Origin of the sequence: Paenibacillus lacisoli, assembly GCF_030580655.1 — a bacterium.
Classification (GTDB): Bacteria; Bacillota; Bacilli; order Paenibacillales; family Paenibacillaceae; genus Paenibacillus; species Paenibacillus lacisoli.
The window spans coordinates 119,752-141,878 of the sequence record NZ_JAUQTB010000008.1 but is presented as its reverse complement, the minus strand read 5'-3'; the positions used below and the strand labels follow the sequence as shown (position 1 = coordinate 141,878).

17 protein-coding genes are annotated in these 22,127 nt (G+C 51.7%); 6 read left to right on the top strand and 11 right to left on the bottom strand.

All coding sequences use genetic code 11. From position 1 onward, the window contains the following. Positions 1 to 32: 32 nt before the first annotated feature. The gene (locus tag Q5741_RS14640; RefSeq protein WP_305024842.1) at positions 33 to 728 is read left to right on the top strand and encodes an ATP-binding cassette domain-containing protein; all 696 of its coding nucleotides are present in this window, start codon (positions 33 to 35) and stop codon (positions 726 to 728) included. 127 nt (positions 729 to 855) lie between these two features. Here the strand turns inward: Q5741_RS14640 and Q5741_RS14635 are convergent, their stop codons facing one another. Continuing rightward, on the bottom strand, positions 856 to 1,923 hold the full coding sequence (locus Q5741_RS14635) for a glycosyltransferase family 4 protein (RefSeq protein WP_305024841.1): 1,068 nt from the start codon (positions 1,921 to 1,923) through the stop codon (positions 856 to 858). Further along, positions 1,920 to 2,963, bottom strand: coding sequence for an NAD-dependent epimerase (locus Q5741_RS14630; RefSeq protein ID WP_305024840.1), 1,044 nt, complete (start codon positions 2,961 to 2,963; stop codon positions 1,920 to 1,922). The genes Q5741_RS14635 and Q5741_RS14630 overlap by 4 nt, the downstream gene beginning before the upstream one ends. 192 nt (positions 2,964 to 3,155) lie before the next feature. Between Q5741_RS14630 and Q5741_RS14625 the strand changes: the two genes are divergently transcribed. Continuing rightward, entirely contained in the window at positions 3,156 to 4,055 is a 900-nt protein-coding gene (locus tag Q5741_RS14625) for a glycosyltransferase family 4 protein (protein WP_305024839.1), read from the top strand. 87 nt (positions 4,056 to 4,142) lie between these two features. Here the strand turns inward: Q5741_RS14625 and Q5741_RS14620 are convergent, their stop codons facing one another. After that, positions 4,143 to 5,279, bottom strand: coding sequence for a glycosyltransferase (locus Q5741_RS14620; RefSeq protein ID WP_305024838.1), 1,137 nt, complete (start codon positions 5,277 to 5,279; stop codon positions 4,143 to 4,145). Between the two features lie 86 nt (positions 5,280 to 5,365). Between Q5741_RS14620 and Q5741_RS14615 the strand changes: the two genes are divergently transcribed. After that, positions 5,366 to 6,061, top strand: a complete 696-nt coding sequence (locus Q5741_RS14615; protein WP_305024837.1) for a GT-D fold domain-containing glycosyltransferase — start codon at positions 5,366 to 5,368, stop codon at positions 6,059 to 6,061. Between the two features lie 3 nt (positions 6,062 to 6,064). Here Q5741_RS14615 and Q5741_RS14610 read toward each other — a convergent pair whose 3' ends face one another. From Q5741_RS14610 to Q5741_RS14590, 5 genes are all read right to left on the bottom strand, one after another. Beyond that, positions 6,065 to 7,363: a nucleotide sugar dehydrogenase gene (locus Q5741_RS14610; protein WP_305024836.1), complete on the bottom strand. Its 1,299-nt coding sequence runs from the start codon at positions 7,361 to 7,363 to the stop codon at positions 6,065 to 6,067. Beyond that, complete coding sequence (locus Q5741_RS14605) at positions 7,353 to 8,345, bottom strand: polysaccharide biosynthesis protein (RefSeq protein ID WP_305024835.1); 993 nt, start codon at positions 8,343 to 8,345, stop codon at positions 7,353 to 7,355. Before Q5741_RS14605 ends, Q5741_RS14610 begins: the two co-directional genes overlap by 11 nt. Positions 8,346 to 8,501: 156 nt before the next feature. Next, positions 8,502 to 9,437 carry a glycosyltransferase gene (locus tag Q5741_RS14600; RefSeq protein ID WP_305024834.1) on the bottom strand — a complete coding sequence of 312 codons (936 nt, stop codon included), beginning with the start codon at positions 9,435 to 9,437 and terminating at the stop codon, positions 8,502 to 8,504. A 137-nt stretch (positions 9,438 to 9,574) separates the two neighbouring features. Beyond that, positions 9,575 to 9,985 carry a hypothetical protein gene (locus tag Q5741_RS14595; RefSeq protein WP_305024833.1) on the bottom strand — a complete coding sequence of 137 codons (411 nt, stop codon included), beginning with the start codon at positions 9,983 to 9,985 and terminating at the stop codon, positions 9,575 to 9,577. A gap of 218 nt (positions 9,986 to 10,203) precedes the next feature. Further along, entirely contained in the window at positions 10,204 to 16,341 is a 6,138-nt protein-coding gene (locus tag Q5741_RS14590; protein ID WP_305024832.1) for an S-layer homology domain-containing protein, read from the bottom strand. Between the two features lie 608 nt (positions 16,342 to 16,949). Here Q5741_RS14590 and aroD point away from each other — a divergent pair. After that, positions 16,950 to 17,717: a type I 3-dehydroquinate dehydratase gene (aroD, locus tag Q5741_RS14585; RefSeq protein WP_305024831.1), complete on the top strand. Its 768-nt coding sequence runs from the start codon at positions 16,950 to 16,952 to the stop codon at positions 17,715 to 17,717. A 147-nt stretch (positions 17,718 to 17,864) separates the two neighbouring features. Here aroD and Q5741_RS14580 read toward each other — a convergent pair whose 3' ends face one another. Then, positions 17,865 to 18,194, bottom strand: coding sequence for a hypothetical protein (locus Q5741_RS14580; protein ID WP_305024830.1), 330 nt, complete (start codon positions 18,192 to 18,194; stop codon positions 17,865 to 17,867). 237 nt (positions 18,195 to 18,431) lie between these two features. Between Q5741_RS14580 and Q5741_RS14575 the strand changes: the two genes are divergently transcribed. Together Q5741_RS14575 and Q5741_RS14570 are read left to right on the top strand one after the other, a co-directional pair. Further along, positions 18,432 to 19,754 (top strand): helix-turn-helix transcriptional regulator, encoded by a 1,323-nt coding sequence (locus tag Q5741_RS14575; RefSeq protein ID WP_305024829.1) that lies wholly within the window; start codon positions 18,432 to 18,434, stop codon positions 19,752 to 19,754. After that, positions 19,729 to 20,601 (top strand): WYL domain-containing protein, encoded by an 873-nt coding sequence (locus Q5741_RS14570; RefSeq protein ID WP_305024828.1) that lies wholly within the window; start codon positions 19,729 to 19,731, stop codon positions 20,599 to 20,601. Before Q5741_RS14575 ends, Q5741_RS14570 begins: the two co-directional genes overlap by 26 nt. Positions 20,602 to 20,814: 213 nt before the next feature. On the opposite strand, the gene Q5741_RS14565 is transcribed toward Q5741_RS14570, so the two are convergent. Beyond that, positions 20,815 to 20,988 (bottom strand): hypothetical protein, encoded by a 174-nt coding sequence (locus Q5741_RS14565; RefSeq protein ID WP_305024827.1) that lies wholly within the window; start codon positions 20,986 to 20,988, stop codon positions 20,815 to 20,817. Between the two features lie 112 nt (positions 20,989 to 21,100). Continuing rightward, positions 21,101 to 22,087 (bottom strand): Gfo/Idh/MocA family protein, encoded by a 987-nt coding sequence (locus Q5741_RS14560; protein ID WP_305024826.1) that lies wholly within the window; start codon positions 22,085 to 22,087, stop codon positions 21,101 to 21,103. Positions 22,088 to 22,127 lie beyond the last annotated feature (40 nt).

Here is a 22,127-nt window from a genome sequence, read left to right as displayed (position 1 = left end):
ATTCTATTGTTCAAAAGGAGTACCTGTATAGTATGAAAGCAGATCAATTGTATTTCCACTATCCGAAGTCGGGACGCGTCCTGTTCGATCACATCAGCTTTTCCCTGCAGCATGAGCGGGTGAATGTGCTGGCCGGCCCTAACGGTATCGGCAAAACAACGCTGTTCGACTGCATCTGTGGTATTCTGAAGCCCCAGCAGGGGCAGTTGGAATTCCCGCCGGCCCGCGACATTATGTATCTGACACAGAACATCTATTTTTCCCCTGAGATGCGGGGCCGGGATTTCGCCAAGCTGCTCCGCAGCCTGAGCGGCCAGCGCAGCAGCCAGGACCCTCTGGATTACGTGGACCGGGACAACACCTATGACCGCGAGCTGATTACCCGTCTGTGGGATCTGAAGATTGGCCGGATGTCTGTCGGTGAACGTAAGCAGTTATTCGTCAAAATGCTGATTCAGAGTGATCGCAGTCTGTATTTGTTCGATGAACCGACCAGCGGAGTGGATCCCTCTTCCCGTTTTCATATCCTGCGAACCATCCAGGCGCTGGCCGCCAGCGGCAAAACGGTATTAATGACGACCCACCAGCTGCACGAGCTGCAGGAGCTGGACAGCCATTTTATTCTGCTAAACCACGGTAAAGTCCAGTATGAAGGGGACTTCCAGACCTGGCTGAACCAGTACCCGACGCAGGACCCGGATCAGGCATTTGACCTGGCGGTAAGATAAGAACGGCTTCACGAAAAAAATAAAACACCTGCAGGAGAGTCATCCACCACGTAAGTTGTGGAGTCAACCTGGAGGTGTTTTTCAGTTGGCCGCAGGCCCTAGTAATTCTGGCTATGTTGAAATGCTGTCACAGCTGAGCCAAAATCTCCAGGTGCCCCTTAACATATACGGCCGGACTGAATTGTTCCCGGATCGTAGACAATCCATTCGCAATGAAAAAGTTTCGCAGTTCCTCATCGTTTAATGCCTTCGACACACATTCCACACCCAGATCAATATTGCCCGTTGGATATAACAGACCGTTGTAACCATGGGTGATCATTTCATTTTTTCCGGGAACATCCGTACTGACAATGGGCACACCAACAGCCATAGGTTCGAGGATATGGTTACCAAGCCCCTCGCGCACAGATGGAGACAGGATAATGCCTCCGGAGCGCCTGACCTCCGAGAGAACCTGAGGCATGTAGTGGTTAGGTATGTTATACATAAATCGGCATACATTCTCCAGACCGTATCTCCTGCATTCATGCTGGACTTTCGCCAGTTCGTCTTTGTTCGTAGGATTACAGATCAGCCAAGGCTCGATGGCATCCGTCTGGTTGATCTGTCCGCAGATCCGGGCAAATTCAAACCAGTTTTTGCTTCGTTCCATACGGGCAGCAAAAGCAATGACTTTACGGCCGGGGACGGGTACAGGCCCCTCTTTCCATTCACCCTCTCCCGGTTTCAGGAAATGGAACATAGGGTCCACCGCATTTCCTTCTACGAATACCTGAACGTCTGCAGCTAACTGAGTCATGACAAGCGGTTTTAGATACTTGGCGATACACATGACAGCATGAACCTTGATTCGGCGGGTCATGGACCGGAGCGCCAGCGCAATGTCTCTATTCCATCCTCTGACCTCATAGAGCAGCTTCCCCTGAAAGGTTGGAGGTACATACCGCAGAAAATCCAGCGTATAAATAAAGGAGATCACATCATAGTTCCCGGTCATGATCCGTTTCTGAAATTCAGCCGGGCTCCGCATGTAATAATGAATGATATCTTTGAAAATATATTCGCCCTCGCTTTTATCCAGAAAAACGACCTCAGACTGAATACCCTGGGCACGCAGGGCACCGATCCGGTTTCGCAGGGTAGTTTGCAGCCCGCCCTCTCTGGAGCTGGGCGCTACATACAGAAACTTCACTCTCCCGGCCCCCTCTCATCCCTTTTGCCAACGGTATCTTTGCCATAATAATCAACATACCAGTCCACAAACCTGCCAACCCCATCCTTGATGGAGGTTTGCGGCTTGAACCCGGTGATCTTGAACAAGTCTGTAACATCGGCATACGTCTCTGTGACATCCCCGGGCTGGAGCGGAAGCAGCTCTTTTTGGGCAGCCCGTCCAAGCTTTTCCTCCAGCACTGTAATGAAGTCCAACAGAGGAACCGGGTTGTGATTGCCTATATTATAGATCCGGTACGGGGACGGGCTGGACCCGGGCATCGGCGTATTCTTATCCCCGTCAGAAGTCGGTTTGGGAGGCAGCGGGATTAACCGCACGATCCCTTCCACAATATCATCAATATAAGTAAAGTCCCTCTTCATCCTGCCGTAATTAAATAATTGAATCGGCTTCCCTTCCAGTATCGCTTGCGTGAAGCGGAACAGCGCCATGTCCGGCCTTCCCCAGGGCCCGTAAACCGTAAAGAAACGAAGTCCCGTGGTCGGCAGGCCAAACAGTTGACTGTAGGTATGCGCCATAAGTTCATTTGACTTTTTGGTCGCTGCATACAGGCTGATCGGGTGGTCCACCGGCTGCTGTGTAGAGAACGGCATGTTTTTATTGAGTCCATATACCGAACTGGTAGAAGCATAGATCAGATGCCCGGTTTCAAAATGACGGCAGTTTTCCAGCACATTCATGAATCCGACGACATTGGACTGAATATAGGAATGAGGATTCTCCAGACTGTACCGGACTCCGGCCTGAGCGGCCAAATGAATAACGGCTTGAGGACGAAACTGCTCATACAGGCGTCTCAGGCTGTCCTGATTTTCTAAATCCCCTTGTACGAAGATAAAGTTCTGATGCTCCAGGGTCTTCAACCTGCTCTTTTTTAATGAAACCGAGTAGTAATTGTTCAAGTTATCATAACCTGCGACGGTATGGCCCTCGGCCAGCAGCCGCCTGCACACATGAGAGCCGATGAATCCGGCACAGCCGGTAACAAGAATATCCATAAGCACGCTCCCTCTTTTACTGATCTGGTTGCAATCTTTTAAATACAGAATATGTAATGATCAAGCGGAAGGAACGGCTATTCCCACTCCGCAAAGAGTTATTTTCCCTGTACCCATTCAGTCTTACGGCCGCTTACATAGACTATCAAGAGCTTCAGTCATTCACGAAATTTCAAGAAGGGATGCGAGAATATGAAAATCCTGCTGGTCGCCGATCATCCCGGCTGGGCATTAGATCACATCGCCAGAGATTTGTCTGCCCTGGACCTGAATGGGATTACGTTAACAACCGACTACTACTCCAATGTGACGGCTGCGGATCAGGCGGATTATGACCTGATTTATCCAATGGGCCTTTCTATTGCGAAGAGACTGTATCAAACCGGCATCCCGCTGGAAAACATGGCGACCGCCATAACCTCACTGGTGCCCTATGAATCTCACCTGGCCAGTGGGACGATGCCGGTTGGATTCATGCAGTTTATCCGGCGGCTGCGCGGAGTCAACACCTATTCGGATGAAATTGTCCGCCTGTTCAAACCTCACTTCCCTCTGATCAAGACAAGGGTAGGGATCGATACTGCACAATTCAAGCCTGCTGCAGACCAGCAAAAACGTCTATTCAGGGTGGGGTGGGTAGGAAGAATAGACCTTCCTGACCGGCGTGAACTAAAGGGGTATGACTTGGTGCGGTCTGCGCTCAAAGGATTGAATGCCGAACTGGACATACGAACCTTCAAGGAGCAGTATGTCTCCCGTGACCAAATGATCGGTTACTATCAGCAGCTGGACTGCCTGATCTGCTCAAGCCGGACGGAAAGCATTCCTTTTCCGGTATTGGAGGCAGCCGCTTGCGGAATTCCCGTTATTTCAACCCAGGTAGGGATTGTCCCTGAGCTGATTCGCCACAAGCAGAACGGAATTCTCATCCCCCGTACAGCCAATGCAATACGTAAAGAAGTGATGCAATTGATGACAAATCCGGAGGAACGCCAGAGACTCGGGCACAATGCCAGAGACGCGATCGTAGAACTATGGTCATGGGATGTGTGCAAGCAGGAATGGGAGTCTTTTTTCAAATCCATGCAATAACTGGAATCAACACAATAACTGAAATCAATGAAAAGACGCCTTCACTGCCCATGCAGGGGAGGCGTCTTTTATAAAGGGGGCATATCATTAATGGTTTGCTTCATCACAGTGTCCGTTACCTGAGCCTTCTAAGCTTTCTATTACAGATCCAATCCCCAAGGCCTGCTCCAGCCTTCGTTTATTCTCCAGCAGGTTCGCATCCTCCGGCAGGTAAGAAAGGGCGTGTCCGTTATGCTCCAGCGCCTGCTGCAGCTGCCCCAGTCTGGCATAACACAGGCAGAGCTGGAAATGGGGCAGCCAAGTGAAGCACGCTAGATTCACGACCCCCATGTAACCTTCAGGCAGCCGCGACTCCAGTGCCCGCTCATACCAGTAGATGGCGAGCGCCCATTCTTCTCTTTCTTCGAAGCATCCGGCTATACTGCAGCAAATATCGGCATGAGGTACATCATAGTGAAAGGATTTAATCAGACGATCCAGCTTCTTTTCCTTCTGTCCGAGATGATGGTAGCATTCCGCCAGCTTGCTGCAGGCTGCAATCCGGTCCTCACGGTATGCGACCGATTCCCGAAAATAATCCTCATAGCATTCAGCAGCCTCCCGGTACTGCCGCTGATCCAGCAGCTCATTCGCATAAAAAAACAACATACGGCCCTCGAGCTTACCTCCGTTCTCCATCCACTTCTGAAGAATCGAAATATTTCTTGCCGTATGGTCTCCCTCGCGATAATGAGATACCGCGATATCCGTCTGAAGCACCTTTCCCCCGGTGATATCCAGATACTCATGCACCGGGTTGCGCCAGCGGTAGCCCTGGCTCCGCTTGACCAGACGATAACGGCGTGAGGTCGCCGCCGCATTCCCGTGCTCGTCGAACGCAAGGTGGTAATTACACATCATCGCATCCGGTTCCCAGGATAGCGTCTGCTTCAGCTGCGCGAATTTAATCCGATCCTGCTCATGCAGCACGTCATCGGCGTCCAGCCACATGATATACTGCATCGCTGCCTGTTCGAACGCATAGTTGCGTGCTGCAGCAAAATCGTCTGTCCATTCCAGATCAAAGATGCGGCTCGTATATTCAGCAGCTATTTCCTTCGTCCGGTCCGACGATCCCGTATCCACAATGATGATCTCATCAACCAGATCATGGACAGAATCCATACAGCGTCTGAGCACATTCTCCTCGTTTTTGACAATCATGCACAGGCTAATCGTGATCATGCAGCGCCTCCTTTTAGAAATGCCCGAACTGCTTGCGCAGGCATACGATATCCATACAACTAAAGTTGAGGAGGATTGACCTTAATATGCTGGATTTGAACGGTGTACTCCAACGGATTGAAGCAGCACTCTGCAGTAAGCAGCCTCTTTCCATTGTAAGAGTCGGGGATGGAGAGAATCTGATTTTGGCCCAGAATTCGGTCTGGACGATGGAACAGGTGCTTCGCGAAGAATGGGCTAAACGTGCGAATCGAGGAAGGAAAGGCGTAACTCTGCCTAACCTTGCATTACGCGATGAAATGGCAGATGTGCTGAAGAACGCAGATATCGTCGGGATTCTACCCGCAGATGACCAGACTATTGGCGTTGAGGAGTACCTGAAAAGGCCGTTGACGGATCAGGTTTTCATGCATTTCAATATTCATCCCCGCTGCACTTGTCATGCAAGTGTCAACCGAAGGTTAGCCGGATCCCCTGGTTTCTGGAGTATGCTCCGGGCACATCGAATTCTCGTTATCACTTCTAGAGCTGATGAGCTGCGCCAGGTTTTGGAGGCCGAACCATACGGGCTTCATGTTGTTCACGCGCTTTCCTTCTCGCACTACAATGATATGGAAAGGGCCAGGAATTGGTTAATACGTCATCCTGACCATTTTGATGCAGCCCTTATTTCCTGCGGAGTGAATGCCGTCATTCTGGCTCAAATGGTACGGGATTTAACCGGTAAGGTCGGTATTGATTTTGGAAAGGGGAGAAATATCCTGTTGAAGGAGAGATTCTGATAGTTAGTCCGTGCTGCCGTCATTTGCTCCCAGGCGAATAACTCTTGCTTTTCCACTCAGCCCCTTCAGGGCATTTCGAGTATCATATACAAGCGGTACCTGGTCCAGAATCTGCTGCAGCGGCAGGTCGTCATGATTTACAGCGATGATTGCACAATCATACAGACCCTGCTCTATTTCATCGATCCGTGTACTTGTAAGCTCCTCTCCTTGCACTGTGATTTCGCTCACATAGGGGTCATGGTAAGCTACCCGAGCGCCTTCCTGCCGGAGCAGGCTGATCATGGTAATCGAACTGGATTCCCGTACATCATCGATGTTCGCCTTGAAAGCAACTCCTGCGACAAGAATGTTAACTCCTGATAATGACTCCAGGGATAAGGCTTCTTTTACCCTTTCTACGATAAAGGCAGGCATCTGCTGATTCACTTCGCTTGATACGGCAATAAATGAACTGCTCATCCCGAACTGCTTCGATCTCCATTGCAGGTACAGCGGATCTACAGGGATGCAGTGCCCGCCAACACCTGGACTTGGGAAAAATGCCGAAAATCCGAACGGTTTGGAACGGGCTGCTTCGATAACCTCCCATACATCGATGCCCATGCTGGAGCACAGCTGTGCCATTTCATTAATAAAAGAAATATTAACGAACCGGTACGTATTTTCGAGCAGCTTGGTCATTTCCGCTGCATCTGTTGAGGATACCCTTACAACGTTTTGAAAAACGGTCTTATACAGCTCTTCAATAACCGTCGCACACTCTTCTGTAATTCCGCTGATCACCTTGGGAATGCCTTCAAGCGGATAGCTGCGGTTTCCCGGGTCTACACGTTCCGGAGAATACCCTACAAAAATATCACTGCCCACCACCAGGCCGCTCTGTTCCAGCATCGGCTTCAACACCTCCCTCGTCGTTCCCGGGTAGGTCGAGCTCTCCAGAACGATCATTTGGCCTGGATGAAGGTGGTCGCGGATGCTGACTGCCGCCTGCATCAGATAGGTCAGATCCGGCTCATGATTCTGATCCAGAGGTGTGGGCACGCATATCATTACGGCGTCGGCATCTCTTAAACGCCCCATGTCCTTGGTTGAAGTGAACTTCTGTTTTTCAACAGCCCGTTTTACCCGTTCATCCGGAATATCTTTGATGTAGCTTCTTCCTTCTGCCAGAACCTCCAGCTTCCTGTCATCCAGATCAATACCGATCACTTTATATCCTTTTCCGGCAAATAAAATAGCAAGGGGCAGGCCTACATAACCAAGCCCGACAACAGCAACGGTCCTGCGGTTAGTTCTCATTTAGAAGCCCCTCCTCTCTCAGCAGTCCTGCTATTGTCTCTTCATCCATCCATTCTGCGTTCGAATGGTATTCTTCAAAGGAAACCTTCTTACAGCCACCGTACCTTGTATAGTCACCATATATTCCGGAGGATGGAAGGATCACATAATATTGTTCAGAAAACTGCAGCGAGTAGGGCACTTCATATCGGGAGATGAGTACTTCATCCAGTCTCTCTCCAGGACGCACTCCGATCTGTCTAAAGGGTACCGGCTTGCAGCCTGAGAGCTTCATCACAACCCGGGCAAGATCTACGATCCGGCAGGCTCTCATCTTCATGACGAACGTTTCTCCGCCTTCCGCTTCTTTGGCAGCAACCAGTAATAATCGAATGGCTTCCGTCATGGTAAGGAAAAAACGGGTCATATCCGGGTGGGTAATCGTTACTTCTTGTCCCTGGCGGATTTGATTCAGGAATAATGGAATGACGCTTCCGCTGGTCCCCAGCACATTACCTCCCCGCACACAAACAAACCGGGTATGATCGCTGAGCAGATTAGCGCGGACAATTAACTTCTCCCCGATCGCTTTCGTCAAACCGTACGTATTCATAGGGTCTGCCGCCTTGTCTGTCGATACATACATCACCTTCACCACCCGCTGACTTATGCTTGCGCGAATGATATTTTCCGTTCCCAGCACGTTAGTTTTCAATGCTTCATTAGGCTGGTTCTCACAGACATCGACATGCTTCAGGGCCGCCAGATGAAACAAATAATCCACGCCATGACACGCTGCTTTAACCGCTGAATAATCTCTTACGTCTCCAATGATAAACCGCAGTCGCGAATCCTGATATTTTCTCTGCATAAGTACTTGCGAGTGTTCATTACGGGATAAAATTCGTATTTCTTTCGGATGCTCGTTGAGTAAAACTTCTACCAGCTTCTGTCCCCAGGAGCCTGTTCCCCCTGTGATCAGAACCGTTTTGTTACGAAACATTCTATTCCCCCCTTGAATGCAGACAGGCGGAGTGACTCCCCCATCCAGCACTACTGCTGCTAAACCTCTATTACTTTATGAGAGAATGGCAGGAAACGGTGTGGACGATCTGGTCAGGACGGATAAAATAGACTTTTCATCGATGGAAGTCGCCGATTATGCCCCTGTGCGGATGATGGAATGAACGGCTTGGATAAATTCAGCTGCCCGCATTTCAGAGGTGTGATAGCGATGAACGAATTCAAACCCTTGTCTCGTTATCCTCTTCACCACTTCCTGGTTCCGCAGGTCAGCATAGAAATTCACCTTTTCCCGATAATCTTCTTCGGATATGGGAACGAAATGCTTCTCCGGTTCAAACCCGAGGTCCAGCAAATCCTGATTGCAGGGGGCCAGCAGCAGGGTACCGCAGGCGGGCACTTCAAAATATTTGCGCAATGGATAATGAAGGCTCGAGTCACACGTAACAAAGATTCTGCTTCGATTGATTTCTCGGGCATAGTTCTCCCCGATCAAGGCATCCGTTCTGCCGGGAAAATTCAGATATCCGGGGTGCTCATGATATACAAAACCTGGTCTTCCCTGAAAGTCATTCAGCATCTTATAGCGAAGCGGATAATATTTACGTTCAACATAACCCATAAGCAGCATTTCAATCTGTTTAGCTTCCCCGTAATCCCGGTAAACCGGAGCATGTGCAAAATGCGGCAGCCATCTCATTCGGGAAACGAACTCGGGGTACATGCTTACAAAAGCGCTGCGATACATCGTAAACATAACCGGCACTTGGTTCTGCTGAATGAACGCTTTACGTCCCTTGATATTAAAATGGAGATCATGCATGATGATGCCCCATGGGATGGAAAGCCGGGGCAAACCCTCAATTCTCGGACAATGGGTATCCCGAAAGTCATTAAGCAGAATAAAATCCGGCACAAAAGGCAGCTGCTTGAGAATAGATGAAATATCACCGTTCTCATGATACAGTGCGATGTCCGCATAGGTTTGGAGCTCCTGCTGGAAGTAATGGAAGCTCCGTTCCATATGCTGACTGAAATCACGCGTGATCAAAAGCAGTCTGAGTTTCTTCAATCCTGTACAGCTCCCCTCTAAAAATTGCAAACGCAAGGCTGCCCAATATTTTGATCCGCATACCAAAGAGACAGGAATACTTCCTGCCTCTTTGGTCGTGCTGCAAGTTCAGGTGATTGATAATCGGATCCTGACAATCAGAATGGTGTAGAAGCTTCACCGGCGAAAACTTCCGGACCATTGCGGACCGTTGTCGTTACACCAGAGATATATGAAGAATATACAGTCAGCGGTGCTGCAGGAGCCAATAAATCCTGAGCAACAAAAGATTTGAACTCTGTGGTAGCAATAGTCGTTACCACACCCTCCGCCGTAAAAATGACATTCGCCGGAGAATAAGTTTCGCCTCGTACGATTTCAATTCTGTAGATGTCTCCAAAATCACCGCTGACTCCAATCGTTCCTTTAAAAGTAACCACCGGATTAGCAACATTCTCTGTCCGCAGACCGATAATACCGAATAATGCAGGCGTCGAAGACAAGGCTACGCCCGGTGCACCAACCCGGTTGGAGTTCATAGAAGAACGTTTATCCAGTAAAGTACTCATTTAAAATCACCTCCGAATGTTTAAGCTAAGTTAGTATATTGGAGATTTGCTAAATCGTATGGACCTTATAACTAGGGTAACCGCTTATTTTTGTATACTGGCTTGCCGCTCATGAGAACAGCAAGCACGGCTTCGCGGGAAGAATACGAAAAATCTATATAAAAAAGGAAGCAGGAGTTTAACACTCCTGCTTCCCGAATCTTAATTATTTTCTCCCGCTATCCTCGTGCTTTAGATTGCTGTTCACTGCGAAGCAGCAATTCATAGAGCATTTTGGCAATTTCTGCACGGGTTACCTCAGCCTTCGGATTAAATTTCCCATTCCCCTGGCCGTTCAGAATGCCGAACGCCTGCATCCGGCTGACAGCGCCCGATGCCCAGGCTGCAATGGAGGATGCATCCTTGAAGGAGGTGCTGCTTCCAGAACCTTTAAGGTTCAGCTTCCCTGCCATGCGATCCAGCAGGACTGCAGCCTCTTCGCGGGTCATTCCGGCTTGCGGACGGAACTGACCGCCGCTGCCCTGGATCAGACCTGCCTCTTCAGCCGCATGCACAGCTTCCGCATAGTAGGCATTGGCGGGAATATCCGTTAATGCTGATGCTGTGCCGGCTGCCGGATGGAGTCCAAGCGCACGGGATACCATCACAGCGAAGTCGGCACGCGATACGGTGCTCGACGGACCGAATGAATCCGCATCCAGCCCCTGAATAATTTGACGGACGGCCAGCTGTTGAACGGCCTTTTGGGCCCAGCTTCCTGCCAGATCCTTGAACACCCTGTTCAGCTCAATCACTTCATAGGTTCCCGGGTGGTCTGTGGCAAAAGTTACCATACTGCCTGACAGACGTCCACCTGCATACACCAGTTTGCCATTGATACGTTCATATACAGCCGTGAGTCCTTCATTCATCTTCGCTGCCTGCTGCGGAGTCAGCTTCAGCTGTACACCTACAGGTGCGTTCAGCTTGACAGCCGCCGTCGTATTTCCCCCTCGTACTGTGGAGAGTTTCCACTGGAACGACGTGCCGGAATGCGTCATCCCCGGCTCAAGTCCGGAGGCGGAGGCTGTAACGGTGCCCAGCTCCAGGATCAGCTGATCCGCACCAGCCGATGCCTGTTTGACAGCCTCTGCTGTCCAGGTCATGGTACCGCCAGCTGCTTCTACCTGAATACCCACTCCGCGAGCCGCAGATCCGGAGAGGCCAGCAGCATCAAGTACCAGACGCTGAACAGAACCTGCTGCTGCAGCGTTTTGCAGTGTAATGGTTACGGTATTTCCTTTGAAAGCAGTGGTCGCCTTCTTCCATTCCTCTGCCGAGACGGAGTAGACCCCGTTCACAGATGCGGCCTGAATGACACCCTGTCCAGTTTCAGGTCCTGCCGATGGGCCAGACGGATTCGATGGCTGGTTCGGCACAGCAGGTGTGCTTCCGTTTCCGTTTCCGCCTCCATTGCCATTACCGCCGCCAGGGGTACCTGGAGAGGTTCCTGTGCCTTCGCTTGTATGGAAGCCCCAGATGTCGGACAGTACAACTCCGCTGTATGCATCTTCAGCTTGTACATACCACTGCCGGTAGCTGCTCGCCGGAAGGCCTTTCCACATGACAGATGCGGTATCCCCGCTCTTCACATCGTCCTGTTTCCCGATCAGCTTGTCGGTGTAGACCTTCACTCCGATATAGTCTGTCGCTACCCTCTTCGTAGCCCCTTGCAGATCCAGATCCAGCGAGAATTCATCCTTACCCGGATACGCTTGCGGATCGTAGTAGTTGTAATCGTCCAGATACGGTGAATAGGTTTTGATATGCAGCTTGTTGTTCTTCATATCGAACTGCATCAGACGGATATAACCGAGACCGCCTTGCTCTGCCCCCTGATAGTCCGCCAGCATTTGATAAACCTTACGGTCCGGAATACCGTCGTTGTTGTCGTCCAGTTCATCTACTTTAAGTTCGGCATCATGATAATGACCCGACAGTGCAGCAATGACGTTCTTGTTCGGCTTCACGACCTTCTCAAAAATTTTGTCCGCGATCGGTGCCCGATTGTTCGAGACCAGCAGGTATTCATGCAGACAGAGAATCGCTTTACGTTCCGGATATTGTGCTACGATCTTGTTCATCCATTCAATCTCTTCATCGCCCAGACCCCAGCCCATGTAGACAATAATAAAATCATTACCGTTCGCAGATACCAGATCATAATGACCCCGGTTGTTATCATAGGAACCGGCAAAAGTTGGCATTTTCCTGAAGCGGTCTTCCCCGAAATACTTCCAGAACTGCGTATAGTCATCATTCTGATGACCGACATCATGGTTGCCTGCCAGCACGCCGTACGGAATGTTAGCATCCTCCAGCACTTTCATATCTTTATCCGCTTCAAGCCACTGATATTCCTGATCCGCCTTGTCCACGACGTCTCCGGTATGGATCACATACTTAAGCTTGATGGCATCCTTGTTTTTGGCGATCCAGTCCACATTTTTCTGGTAAATGTAAGGATAATCCTGGGAGTAATACTGCGTGTCTGACATCCATACAAAAGAGAAATCATAGGGATCCTCGGACACAGGCGGATCCATCTTGGCGGCAGGAGCCGTCAGCTCATCCTGTACCATGACCTGAATGGTCCCCTTGCTGGCATAGTCACCGGCCTGGACGGTTGCCTTGAGTTCAAAATCATCTGCACCCGCAATGACCTGGTCCAGTGTCTGCCAGCGGTTCTCCCGGGTGTCCCAGGCGTACAGGCTGACCTTACGTCCAGGGAGGGATTTCCCTTTCCACTCCACATCAACCCGGTCACCCGGTTGTACGGACGGATCCAGCTTGATCTCGTACCGCTGGTACGGGAACTGATCATCGGAATCAGTGGTCAGGTATTTACCGTCCACTTCGCCAATGCTCTTATAATCTTCGGCTGTCAAAGCCTTCTCCCCGGCGGGAACTGCTGTCCGCGGAGGCTCGGTCTCGGCGGTGTTCTGGTAACCCCGGAACACCTCAGGACGTGAGGCATCATGCAAATAACCCTCATAGAAGGAGACATTCATATCGTCCCCGCTGGGATCCGCTACCTTCACCTGCAGGTTGGCAGAACTGCCGGTGCCAGCAGCTCCGTTCAGTGGTGCGATCAGCTGAGGTGCTTCCGGATTCTCATTCGGTACTTTGAACGTTACCGTCTTCTCGCTGATGTTGCCTGCCTTGTCTTCGGCTTTGACATACAGCGTATGCTCGCCGCCCTTCAAGCCTGAAGAAGAAGTATGAAGCGGAAGCTGTACCTTTTTACCATCCAGTGTAAATTCCTTCTTGGCTACACCGGCATGGGTATCTGTAATTTCTGCGTTAATATCAAACGTGCCTCGGTATTCCTTGCCCTGCTCGACACTCGGCTTGATTACAGGTGCGGTGTTATCCACAATGACTTTCGCTTCTTTGCTTTTGCCGTCACGAATGATTTTCAGAATGTGCTCACCGTCCGGCTGCTTGGTAGTGTCCCATGCCAAGGCCTTGGAGGCAAGCTTATCCGCCGGCAGATTGAACCGGAAGCCGATACTCTCCTGCTTGCCTGCCGAATCTCCCATCCGGATTTCCTTGTTCCATTCCGCATACAGCGGGTCCTTGATCTCTGTTCCATCCGCCAGCACGAGGCGGACATTCCGGATCTCAAAGTCGTCCTTGTTCTCTTCGACTCTATCGTCAAAAGGTCCGCTTTTGGAGCCCGCACGAATATAAATGACGTTATCATTGCCGGCTTTCAGCGCTTCCGCTTTGATCGGGAACGAAAGGGTTGTATAGCTGGTGATCGGATCCAGGAACGTGTAAAGGATCGTCTTATCCTTCAGCTCCTCCGGTCCCATGGTGACTGCATTTTTGAAATAGTAGTCCACGTGGTTGGCATCAAATACAAAATAAGCATCATTCTCCAGCATGTTATCCATGCCTGCATTTACCGGCTTACCGTCAATTTCAAGTGAAACCGCATCAGGCCCGGCACCTTCAGCCGCTGCTTTGATCAGCTTCGTGCCGCTGACCACCTCGCCATCCTTCACATTCAGGCGCAGCTCGGACTTGTCAGGTCCACCGGTAATATTCACCGTAACTTCCCCGGACTTCACTTCATTGGTTCCATCCGAGACCTCATAATAGTAGGTCAACGCGGAACGGCCAATCAGATCTGCGGATGGAACCTTGTAATGGTAATGCATATCATTGTAATCCTGTGTCAGCATATGAGGAGTAAAGGTATCCTGCTGATCTGATTTGATATAGAGGGTAACCGAAGCCACCTCCTGATCGTCAGCAGCCCAGCCTTTGATCTCAAACCCTTTGCCCTGATCCACAGCCGTAACGCCGGTACGGTCTTCAATGGTTGGCGGAACGTTGTCCACTCGCAGCGTGACCGGCTGGGACGGGACCTGCTCTGCCGCAGTCACTCCCGGTGTCGGGAACACCATGCCGCTGCTGACCTTGATCATGTTCGTGCTGCCGTTGACCGGATACCTGTACTGCAGACCGGTGTTCTCCTTGGTCTCGCCATTCGTATCCTCATAAACGGTGTCGGCATCATAATAGGCAGCCGATATTTCTTTACCTGCATTCGTCTTGATCACAATCGCACGTCTGCCGGAATTGGACAGACCTGCACTCTCCACCTTGAACAGCTCCTTGTTCTCGGTCAGGTTCGTATGATAAAAGCTGTTAAAGTCATTGGCCGTCAATGCGGTAATGCTGTCATTAATAATCCAGAACACCACTGATTGCCCGGCCGGAATGACCAGATCCTCTTTGGCCGGCGCCCACAACGCATCAGCGTCCGGGCCTTTGTCGGGATAGCGGTAATACATCTTGTAATTTTTGAAATTAATATCCTGATTGCTGTTATTGTAGATCTCAACAAATTCGTAACCGTCTGCGCCGTTCACATTTGTGGAGTTCGGCACGATTTCGGTTACCAGAAGCGGCGGGGCCAGCTGCGGATCGAAGGCAGGGATGCCGCTGACCGCTACGGTCTGAACATCCGAGACTGCGGTCTGGGTGCCGTCTGTTGCTTCAACCTTGTACTGCAGCTCCGTTTCTGTCAGCTGCACTCCCGGGATCGAAGCGGTATAAACGCCATCCTGCAGGCTCATATTCATACGGGTGTAACGGCTCTGCGATGCTGTCTTGTACAGCAGGGCCGCCTTTACTGTTCCCGCAGTACTGTCCGTGCTCTGTACAGCTGCCGTCAAGGTAAGATTGCTTCCCGCCTGTGCCGACGCAGGTGCCGTTGTGCTCACCTTCAGGGTTGCCTCCGGCGGGGCCGGCTGTACAAGCTGAGCAGCTTCCACTGCACCCGGTACAGCCTGCTGGGTTCCTGCTCCCGGCATCATGATCATGGACGTGCTGCCAGCAGCCGGGATCTGATACAGAATGCCTTTATCCGGTTTCGTCTGATCATCATTGTCATAGGAGGCTGATACAATACTGCTGCCTGTCCGGTTGCGAATCTCCAGTGTCCGCGGTCCCGAATTAGACATCCCTCCGCCGCCGCTGATGCGGAACAGATTTTTATTTTCCACTAAATTAGTGCTGTAGTTACTGTTAAACTGATCTGCCGTCAGCTGGGTATTATCCTTGTTCATCACCCAGAACACGACCGCTTCACCTGGAGGAATGATCACGTCATCCGTTCCCGGCAGGGTCCATTCTGTTCCAGGGTCTGCAGCATTAGTCTTGTAATACATCCCGTAATCTCTGAAGTTCAGAGGCTGACCACTGTTATTGAACACCTCGATATATTCATAGGCATCCACGGCCAGTCCCGGCAGATTTGTACTGTCCGGCACCAGCTCGGTAATCAGCAGCTCCGGGCCTTTCACAGCCATCGGGGCAAGTGTTGCCTCCGGTGACCGCTCTACCTTATAATTCTGGCTGCGGACGGGAGGGCCATCTCCCTCCTGCGCCTCTATGTAATAGGTAAATCTCCCGTTTCCAATCTTGTCTGCGGCAACCCGTGCTTTATACTGCCCATCTGCTGCAGGATGCATCGTTTCAAAGGAAGTCGTTCCTTCCTCCAGCGTATAGTAAACAGCTGCCGTCACGCTCTGCTGCGCACCAGAAATCCGGGCGGCTGCCTCCCAATCCGTGTTGAGTGCAAGCGGCGCTTCCGGGCTGGAAGCTTCAATTGTTAATCCTTGACCTGCCGCAGCTTCCTGTGCGGCTGATGACAGCAGAACCTGTCCCGATCCAGGAATGATATCATTTTCGCTTGTTCCTGCTGCGGCACCCGCCGTCCCGGGCGGGACGATTAATCCGGCCACCAGGCTGCCTGCCGTCAGCCAGGCGCCCCATTTCTTCCATCGTGGTCTAGTGTACAAAATTAAGCACGCTCCCCTTCTGTCTGCAAGTTGTTGTCGCGCTTTGTCGGCGCATGCTTGTCAGTATAAGAGCCAACTGTATGATTACTGTTAATGGGGGGTTAAAAAACACGGTATTTTTGTGCACGTCCTTTTCATATTATCGCAACGTAAAAAACCTCTGCATGCGCAGAGGCACAAAAATTAAACTTGGTCATTACCGGGTGTACTGCTCGATCTCCTCACGTTCACTATAGCGCTCTCGGCCGCCTGCCAGCCAGGCTGGACCAGCCTTTGTCCACTCTCTAATAATGGATATTATGTGTAATTCTAACTCCCTTACTTCTACATCATCGATTCCCTTACATTTCGGCAGCGTAAAATGACAGCTGAAATGCTTTTCCCATGTAAAGGGGAGTGGGAAACACATGTTAGCCCGCCAGATAAATCTTCGGCTGGACCCGTGCCCGCTGCATCAGTGCTGCCGAATCCAGCTGCCAGCTCAGAATGGACTGCTGCAGCCAAGTTCCTTATCCCATGAGCCTATCCATCACAGAGGCTGGCATTCTCCAGGAACTTAGGGTTTAATAGAATGAAACCAACCACTGCAGCTGAAGGAGAATCTATCAATGACTGTTCAACCCTTAACCATCCGCGATACGGTCATCGGAGAAGGAGCCCCCAAGGTCATCATTCCGCTCACAGCCGATACAGAGACCGGACTGCTTGAAGAAGCCGCTGATGTACTGGCTATGGAGCCCGACCTCATCGAGTGGCGGGCAGACCTGTATCAGCAGGTCGAAGACCTGGAAGCTGTGAACCAGCTGCTGCAGCTGCTGCGGGATCGGCTCGGCCGCATTCCGCTGCTGTTCACCTTCCGCACCCACAAGGAAGGCGGCAGCCGTGAATTCAGCGATCGGGCATATGCCGACCTGCTGCATGCCGTGATCCGCAGCGGACAGGCTGACCTTATCGATGTCGAACTCTTCTCCGCAGAGGAGGATGTGAAGGCTGTCGTTGACGCAGCCCGGGAGCGTGGGGTTATCGTCGTGATGTCGAACCACGACTTCCAGGCCACCCCGCCGAAGGACGAGATCATCGCCCGCCTGCGCCGGATGCAGGACTTCGGCGCACACATCCCGAAGCTGGCCTGCATGCCGGCCAGCCCTGCTGACGTCCTCACCCTGCTGGACGCCACCCATACGATGCGGAGCCAGTACGCCGACCGGCCGTTCCTGACCATGTCCATGGGTGGACAGGGTCTGATCAGCCGGATGGCCGGAGAGCTTTTCGGCTCCGCACTGACCTTCGCGGCCGGGCGCACGGCTTCCGCGCCTGGCCAGATCCCAGCACCTGAGCTAAAACAGGTGCTGGACATCCTGCACCGCAGACGGTAGCGGCGCAGAAGTGCAAACAGGAAGACCCTGATACGATATGAAGTATCGGGGTCTTCCTGTTGTAGTTGATGCAGCGCGGTTTGGGAACCGGACCAAGTGAGGCGTTCAGCAGGCGTGGATACGGATACCTCCAAGCCCTGCCATCCTCTAGCCAGACGGCTGCACAGAGGTCAGCCCGCTCTCAAAATTCACCACTTCCCCGTCCTTCACGGTGTGCAGCGACAGCTTATAGCGGTTTAGCAGCGACAGGAAGACAAAAAATGATTTGATATCATGGGTAATTACCGCTAAGTCCGTCACGAGCAGCCGCTGGATGCCGACCAGCGAGGATTCCAGATGCCGGAAAGCCTCCGCTTGCCCGCTTTCCAGGACACTGGATGCTGCTTCCCATCCCTGCACCGAAGCATACAAGCTGCAACTCTCCAGCTGCAGCTCCCGCTCTTCCACATCTCCTTGCAGCAGAATCAACGTATTCATACTCTCTTTCCCCCTTCAGGCAGGCCTGGCCGGCAGGTCACTCCCACCCCTTTTATAACAACCTATGACTCCGGTGAACTGAACATGCTATAAGTCTTCCAGTTAATCCCTCCCCGGAGTCTATTTTCCAATAAGCCTTCATTTCTGCTAGAATAGACTTCCAAAAGAATTGTCCGGTACATACCTGAGTGAAGAATGCTTGGACGAGAAATGACTCAGAGGAAATGAGGAGATACGATGGCTAAGGAAAGCTTTGATAAAGAAATCCAATTCCTGCGCATGCTGGTGCTGACCAGCGGCGCCTATAACCGGCAGCAGTTCGCCGACCGGCTGGGTATCTCGGTGAATACGTTCGACAAGACGCTGCGCAGGCTGAAGGACATTGTGCAGCATACCCAGCAGCAGCTGCCTGAAGATCAGGGCCAGGAGTTGGCTGATGCTATCCGCTACCGTTATCACGATACCAGCGACCCGATGCTGCTGTTCCTGTTCCGCGCCAAGTCGCTGAAGGAATCGGAGAGTCACCGACTGGCCCTGCTGATCGCCGCGCTTCATGAACAGACGCAGACTGCCATGGAGCTGCTCGACTGCTGCGTAAGCGGATTTCCGGCGGATCTGGCACTGCCGGACGAGAAGACCATCCGCAAGGATTTGAAATATCTCGAGGAAGTCGGTATTATCCGCAAGGTATCCGCTTCCCGCCCTTACCGCTACGGTATTTGTCATGAGCTGGTTACCGAGCTGTCAGATGATGAGCTGCAGGAGGTGTATGATTTCGTCGACATCATGGCTAATACCCAGGTTCCTTCTATTCAGGGGTATCTGCTGCGTGATGGACTGAAGAAGCATCTGACCCGCCGGGAATCCGAGGCCGCTGCCGTTCTGCCATTCTGGTATAAATATCACTATTACTCCCGTATTCTGGATGAAGCTCACCTGTTCACGCTGCTGGAAGCCATTCGCAGTCACCGCCGCATTCAATTTCTCTATTTCTCGCCCAAAACCGACCAAAACTACGGATCACGCAATACCAATCCGCTCTTCGAACGGGACAGCATCGGCAAACAGGTCACCACACTGCCCCTGAAACTGGTCTATGACCATCAATATGGACGCTGGTACCTGCTGTCGAGCGAACGGGACGGGATCCGCAAATACCGGATGGAGGGCATGACGGAGATCAGCCTGTCCGAACCAGTCGATGCTGCCGTCTATCATGCCAAGCGGCAGGTGCTTGAAGAGAAAACCCGTTACAGCTGGCTGATTGATACCGGCCGGCCTGTCACGGTCAGAGCCCGCTTCTATAACCCTGGAACACCCGGAGGCAACTTTGTCCGGGAACGTGTGCTGATGCAGGGTCAGTGGGGCGAAATTACCGAAGAGACGGATGAAAGCTTTATCTATGAAATTACCGTCAATGGCTGGACCGAGATCCGGCCGTGGCTGCGCAGCTTCGGCTCCAGCTGCGAGGTATTGGAGCCCCGTCAGCTCCGGCAGGAATTTATCGCCGAATGGAAGGAGATCCAGAGCTATTATGAATCCGTTCGAGAAAATATTTAACTACCAGATTATGTCCCGCCTTGATGACAGCGGCACGTTCGTGGTCACTTCGCACGAGCGGGCCTGGCTGAAGACCATGCTCCGGCATCCGGCTGCCAAGGAGGCTCTTACCGGCAGCACCCGTAAGAAGCTGGCCGCGATCCTGGAGCCGGATGATGTGATCGACACGGCCGAGCATATTACCGAGAAGGCACGTTCCGCAGAGCGGCAGATCTACCATCCCCTGCTGAGAACCCTGCGCAGCTGCATCCACGAAGGCTGCGGGATTACCCTCAGCTACAGCATCAAGAACGGCCGGGAGTTCCAGGAGCAGTCCGGGCTCGCCTACAAGCTGGAGTACTCCATGATCAAACGGGAGTGGTACCTCCTCTGGTATCATCTCAAGCATCGTGCCTTTATGAGCACCCGTCTGAATCACATCCGCAGCCTGGAGAGATATCCGCTGAAGCCTGACTATGTTGAACGCATCCGCCAGCATCTGGAACGGACACTTCAGACACGAAGACGGAAGACGCTCGTGCAGATCATGCCGGAATATAATAAAGAGCTGTCCCGCATTCTATACGCGTTCTCCTGCTTTGAGAAGGATGTCACTTACGACGCGGACCGTAAGACTTACACAGTGACCGTATGTTATATGGGGGACGAAGCCGAATATCTGCTGTCCAAAATTCGTTTTCTGGGTAAGCGGGTCCGGGTCATCGAAGGTGATTACCTGCGCAGTCGGATGCTGGAGGCATCCACCAAGGCACTGGGACGGTACGGGGCCGGGCCTGTGAGCGAATTACCAGCAGATGAGGAAACCGGCAAGCGGGCGCTTCCTCTCGATCTTGCAGAGAATCTGTGATTGTTGGGTTCTTCCGCGCATTCGCCTGTATCCTGCGGAGAGGTATGGATGCCTTGGTTCCATCCTTCCAATTGTGTGTTATAATAACGATATAAGAGGTGCACAATGAAGAAGCCACGATGCGGGTAACATCGTGGCTTCTGACAAAGGCCGGCGGGTAACCACGGCGAGCATTTCAATCATACGACGGAAAAACCACCGGAGGCGTCCAACCTATTCCCGGTGGTTTTTCTTGCGTTGACGATGTTTCTTCCAGGCAGTCAGCAGTGAATTCATGCCGGCAGCAATGCTTACCAGCTTCAGCATTCCGTCCAGAAGTTTCAACATCAATTCAAGCACAGACACGGCGTCACCCCCTTCCGGGTCAGCTTCACCGTTTCTTCCCACCGGTTGCTCTGTCCTCTCTATTATACCATAAACAGGAACACATGTTCTGGTTATATTAAGTGTCGGCAGCAAAAAAAAGAGACGGCAGACTCTGTCGTCTCTTGCCGTCTATTTATGCCTGATCCGCAGGATAACGCAGTCCAAACTGGCGGCGCGCCTCCTCCATCACCTGGGCTACGGCCAGGGATGTTGCATGGGAATTCACGGTGCTCTCGCGTTTGCCGCTCTCCAGCAGGTCCATAAATTCTTTGACCTCATAATACATTGGCTCGTGCGTCTGCGGCTGGGTCAGCACTTCCACCGTACCGTCGCGGTACATAATTTTGACCTCATACGGCTGGCTGATCTTATCGATCACAAGTGTGCCGTTCTCTCCTTGAATCTCTGCCGGCAGGTAGGAGTCCGAGATTTTGGAATACATGACGGTCGCATCCATATCTTCATATTTCATCACGATGCTGCCTTCTCCGTCTACTCCCGAGGAGAGCATGACGCCGACGGCATTCACTTCATCCGGCTTACCGAACAGCGCCACCAGCGGATACAGGCAGTAAATCCCAAGATCCATCAGTGAACCATTCGAAAATTCAGGATTGAATGCATTCAGCACTTTACCTTCCAGGAACGCATCATAACGTGAAGAGTACTGACAATAGCTGGCTACATAACGACGCACCCGGCCGATCTTGTACAGGTTGTCCTGAACGACCTTAAAGTTCGGCATCAGCGTTGACTTCAGAGCCTCCATCAGCAGCACATCATTACGCTTGGCCGCCGCGAGCATCTCCTCGAGTTCAGACGCATTCGACGCAAAAGGCTTCTCACACAGCACATGAATGCCATGGTCCATACACTGGATTGCCTGATTTTTGTGAAAAGAGTTCGGGCTTGCGATATAGACTGCATCGATCTTCCCGCTGGAAGCCATTTCTGTCACATCCGTAAATACTTCCACATCACCGTAACGCGCGGCAAACGCCGTTCCCTTCTCCTCTGTCCGTGAATATACCGCTCCCAGCACGAACTGCTCGGTCTCCAGTGCCGCCTGTATGAATCTCTCTGTAATCCAGTTGGTTCCAATGACGCCAAATCGTATCATGATGTATTGCTCCTTTCGGTTCTATGATTCGTGATGTTAC

What these genes read in the sequence shown, in the direction of transcription:
- Q5741_RS14640 (WP_305024842.1), top strand. Translation starts at nt 33, where the DNA reads ATGAAAGCAGATCAATTGTATTTCCACTATCCGAAGTCGGGACGCGTC.
- Q5741_RS14630 (WP_305024840.1), bottom strand. Translation starts at nt 2,963, where the DNA reads ATGGATATTCTTGTTACCGGCTGTGCCGGATTCATCGGCTCTCATGTG.
- Q5741_RS14625 (WP_305024839.1), top strand. Translation starts at nt 3,156, where the DNA reads ATGAAAATCCTGCTGGTCGCCGATCATCCCGGCTGGGCATTAGATCAC.
- Q5741_RS14620 (WP_305024838.1), bottom strand. Translation starts at nt 5,279, where the DNA reads ATGATCACGATTAGCCTGTGCATGATTGTCAAAAACGAGGAGAATGTG.
- Q5741_RS14615 (WP_305024837.1), top strand. Translation starts at nt 5,366, where the DNA reads ATGCTGGATTTGAACGGTGTACTCCAACGGATTGAAGCAGCACTCTGC.
- Q5741_RS14610 (WP_305024836.1), bottom strand. Translation starts at nt 7,363, where the DNA reads ATGAGAACTAACCGCAGGACCGTTGCTGTTGTCGGGCTTGGTTATGTA.
- Q5741_RS14605 (WP_305024835.1), bottom strand. Translation starts at nt 8,345, where the DNA reads ATGTTTCGTAACAAAACGGTTCTGATCACAGGGGGAACAGGCTCCTGG.
- Q5741_RS14595 (WP_305024833.1), bottom strand. Translation starts at nt 9,985, where the DNA reads ATGAGTACTTTACTGGATAAACGTTCTTCTATGAACTCCAACCGGGTT.
- aroD (WP_305024831.1), top strand. Translation starts at nt 16,950, where the DNA reads ATGACTGTTCAACCCTTAACCATCCGCGATACGGTCATCGGAGAAGGA.
- Q5741_RS14580 (WP_305024830.1), bottom strand. Translation starts at nt 18,194, where the DNA reads ATGAATACGTTGATTCTGCTGCAAGGAGATGTGGAAGAGCGGGAGCTG.
- Q5741_RS14575 (WP_305024829.1), top strand. Translation starts at nt 18,432, where the DNA reads ATGGCTAAGGAAAGCTTTGATAAAGAAATCCAATTCCTGCGCATGCTG.
- Q5741_RS14570 (WP_305024828.1), top strand. Translation starts at nt 19,729, where the DNA reads ATGAATCCGTTCGAGAAAATATTTAACTACCAGATTATGTCCCGCCTT.
- Q5741_RS14560 (WP_305024826.1), bottom strand. Translation starts at nt 22,087, where the DNA reads ATGATACGATTTGGCGTCATTGGAACCAACTGGATTACAGAGAGATTC.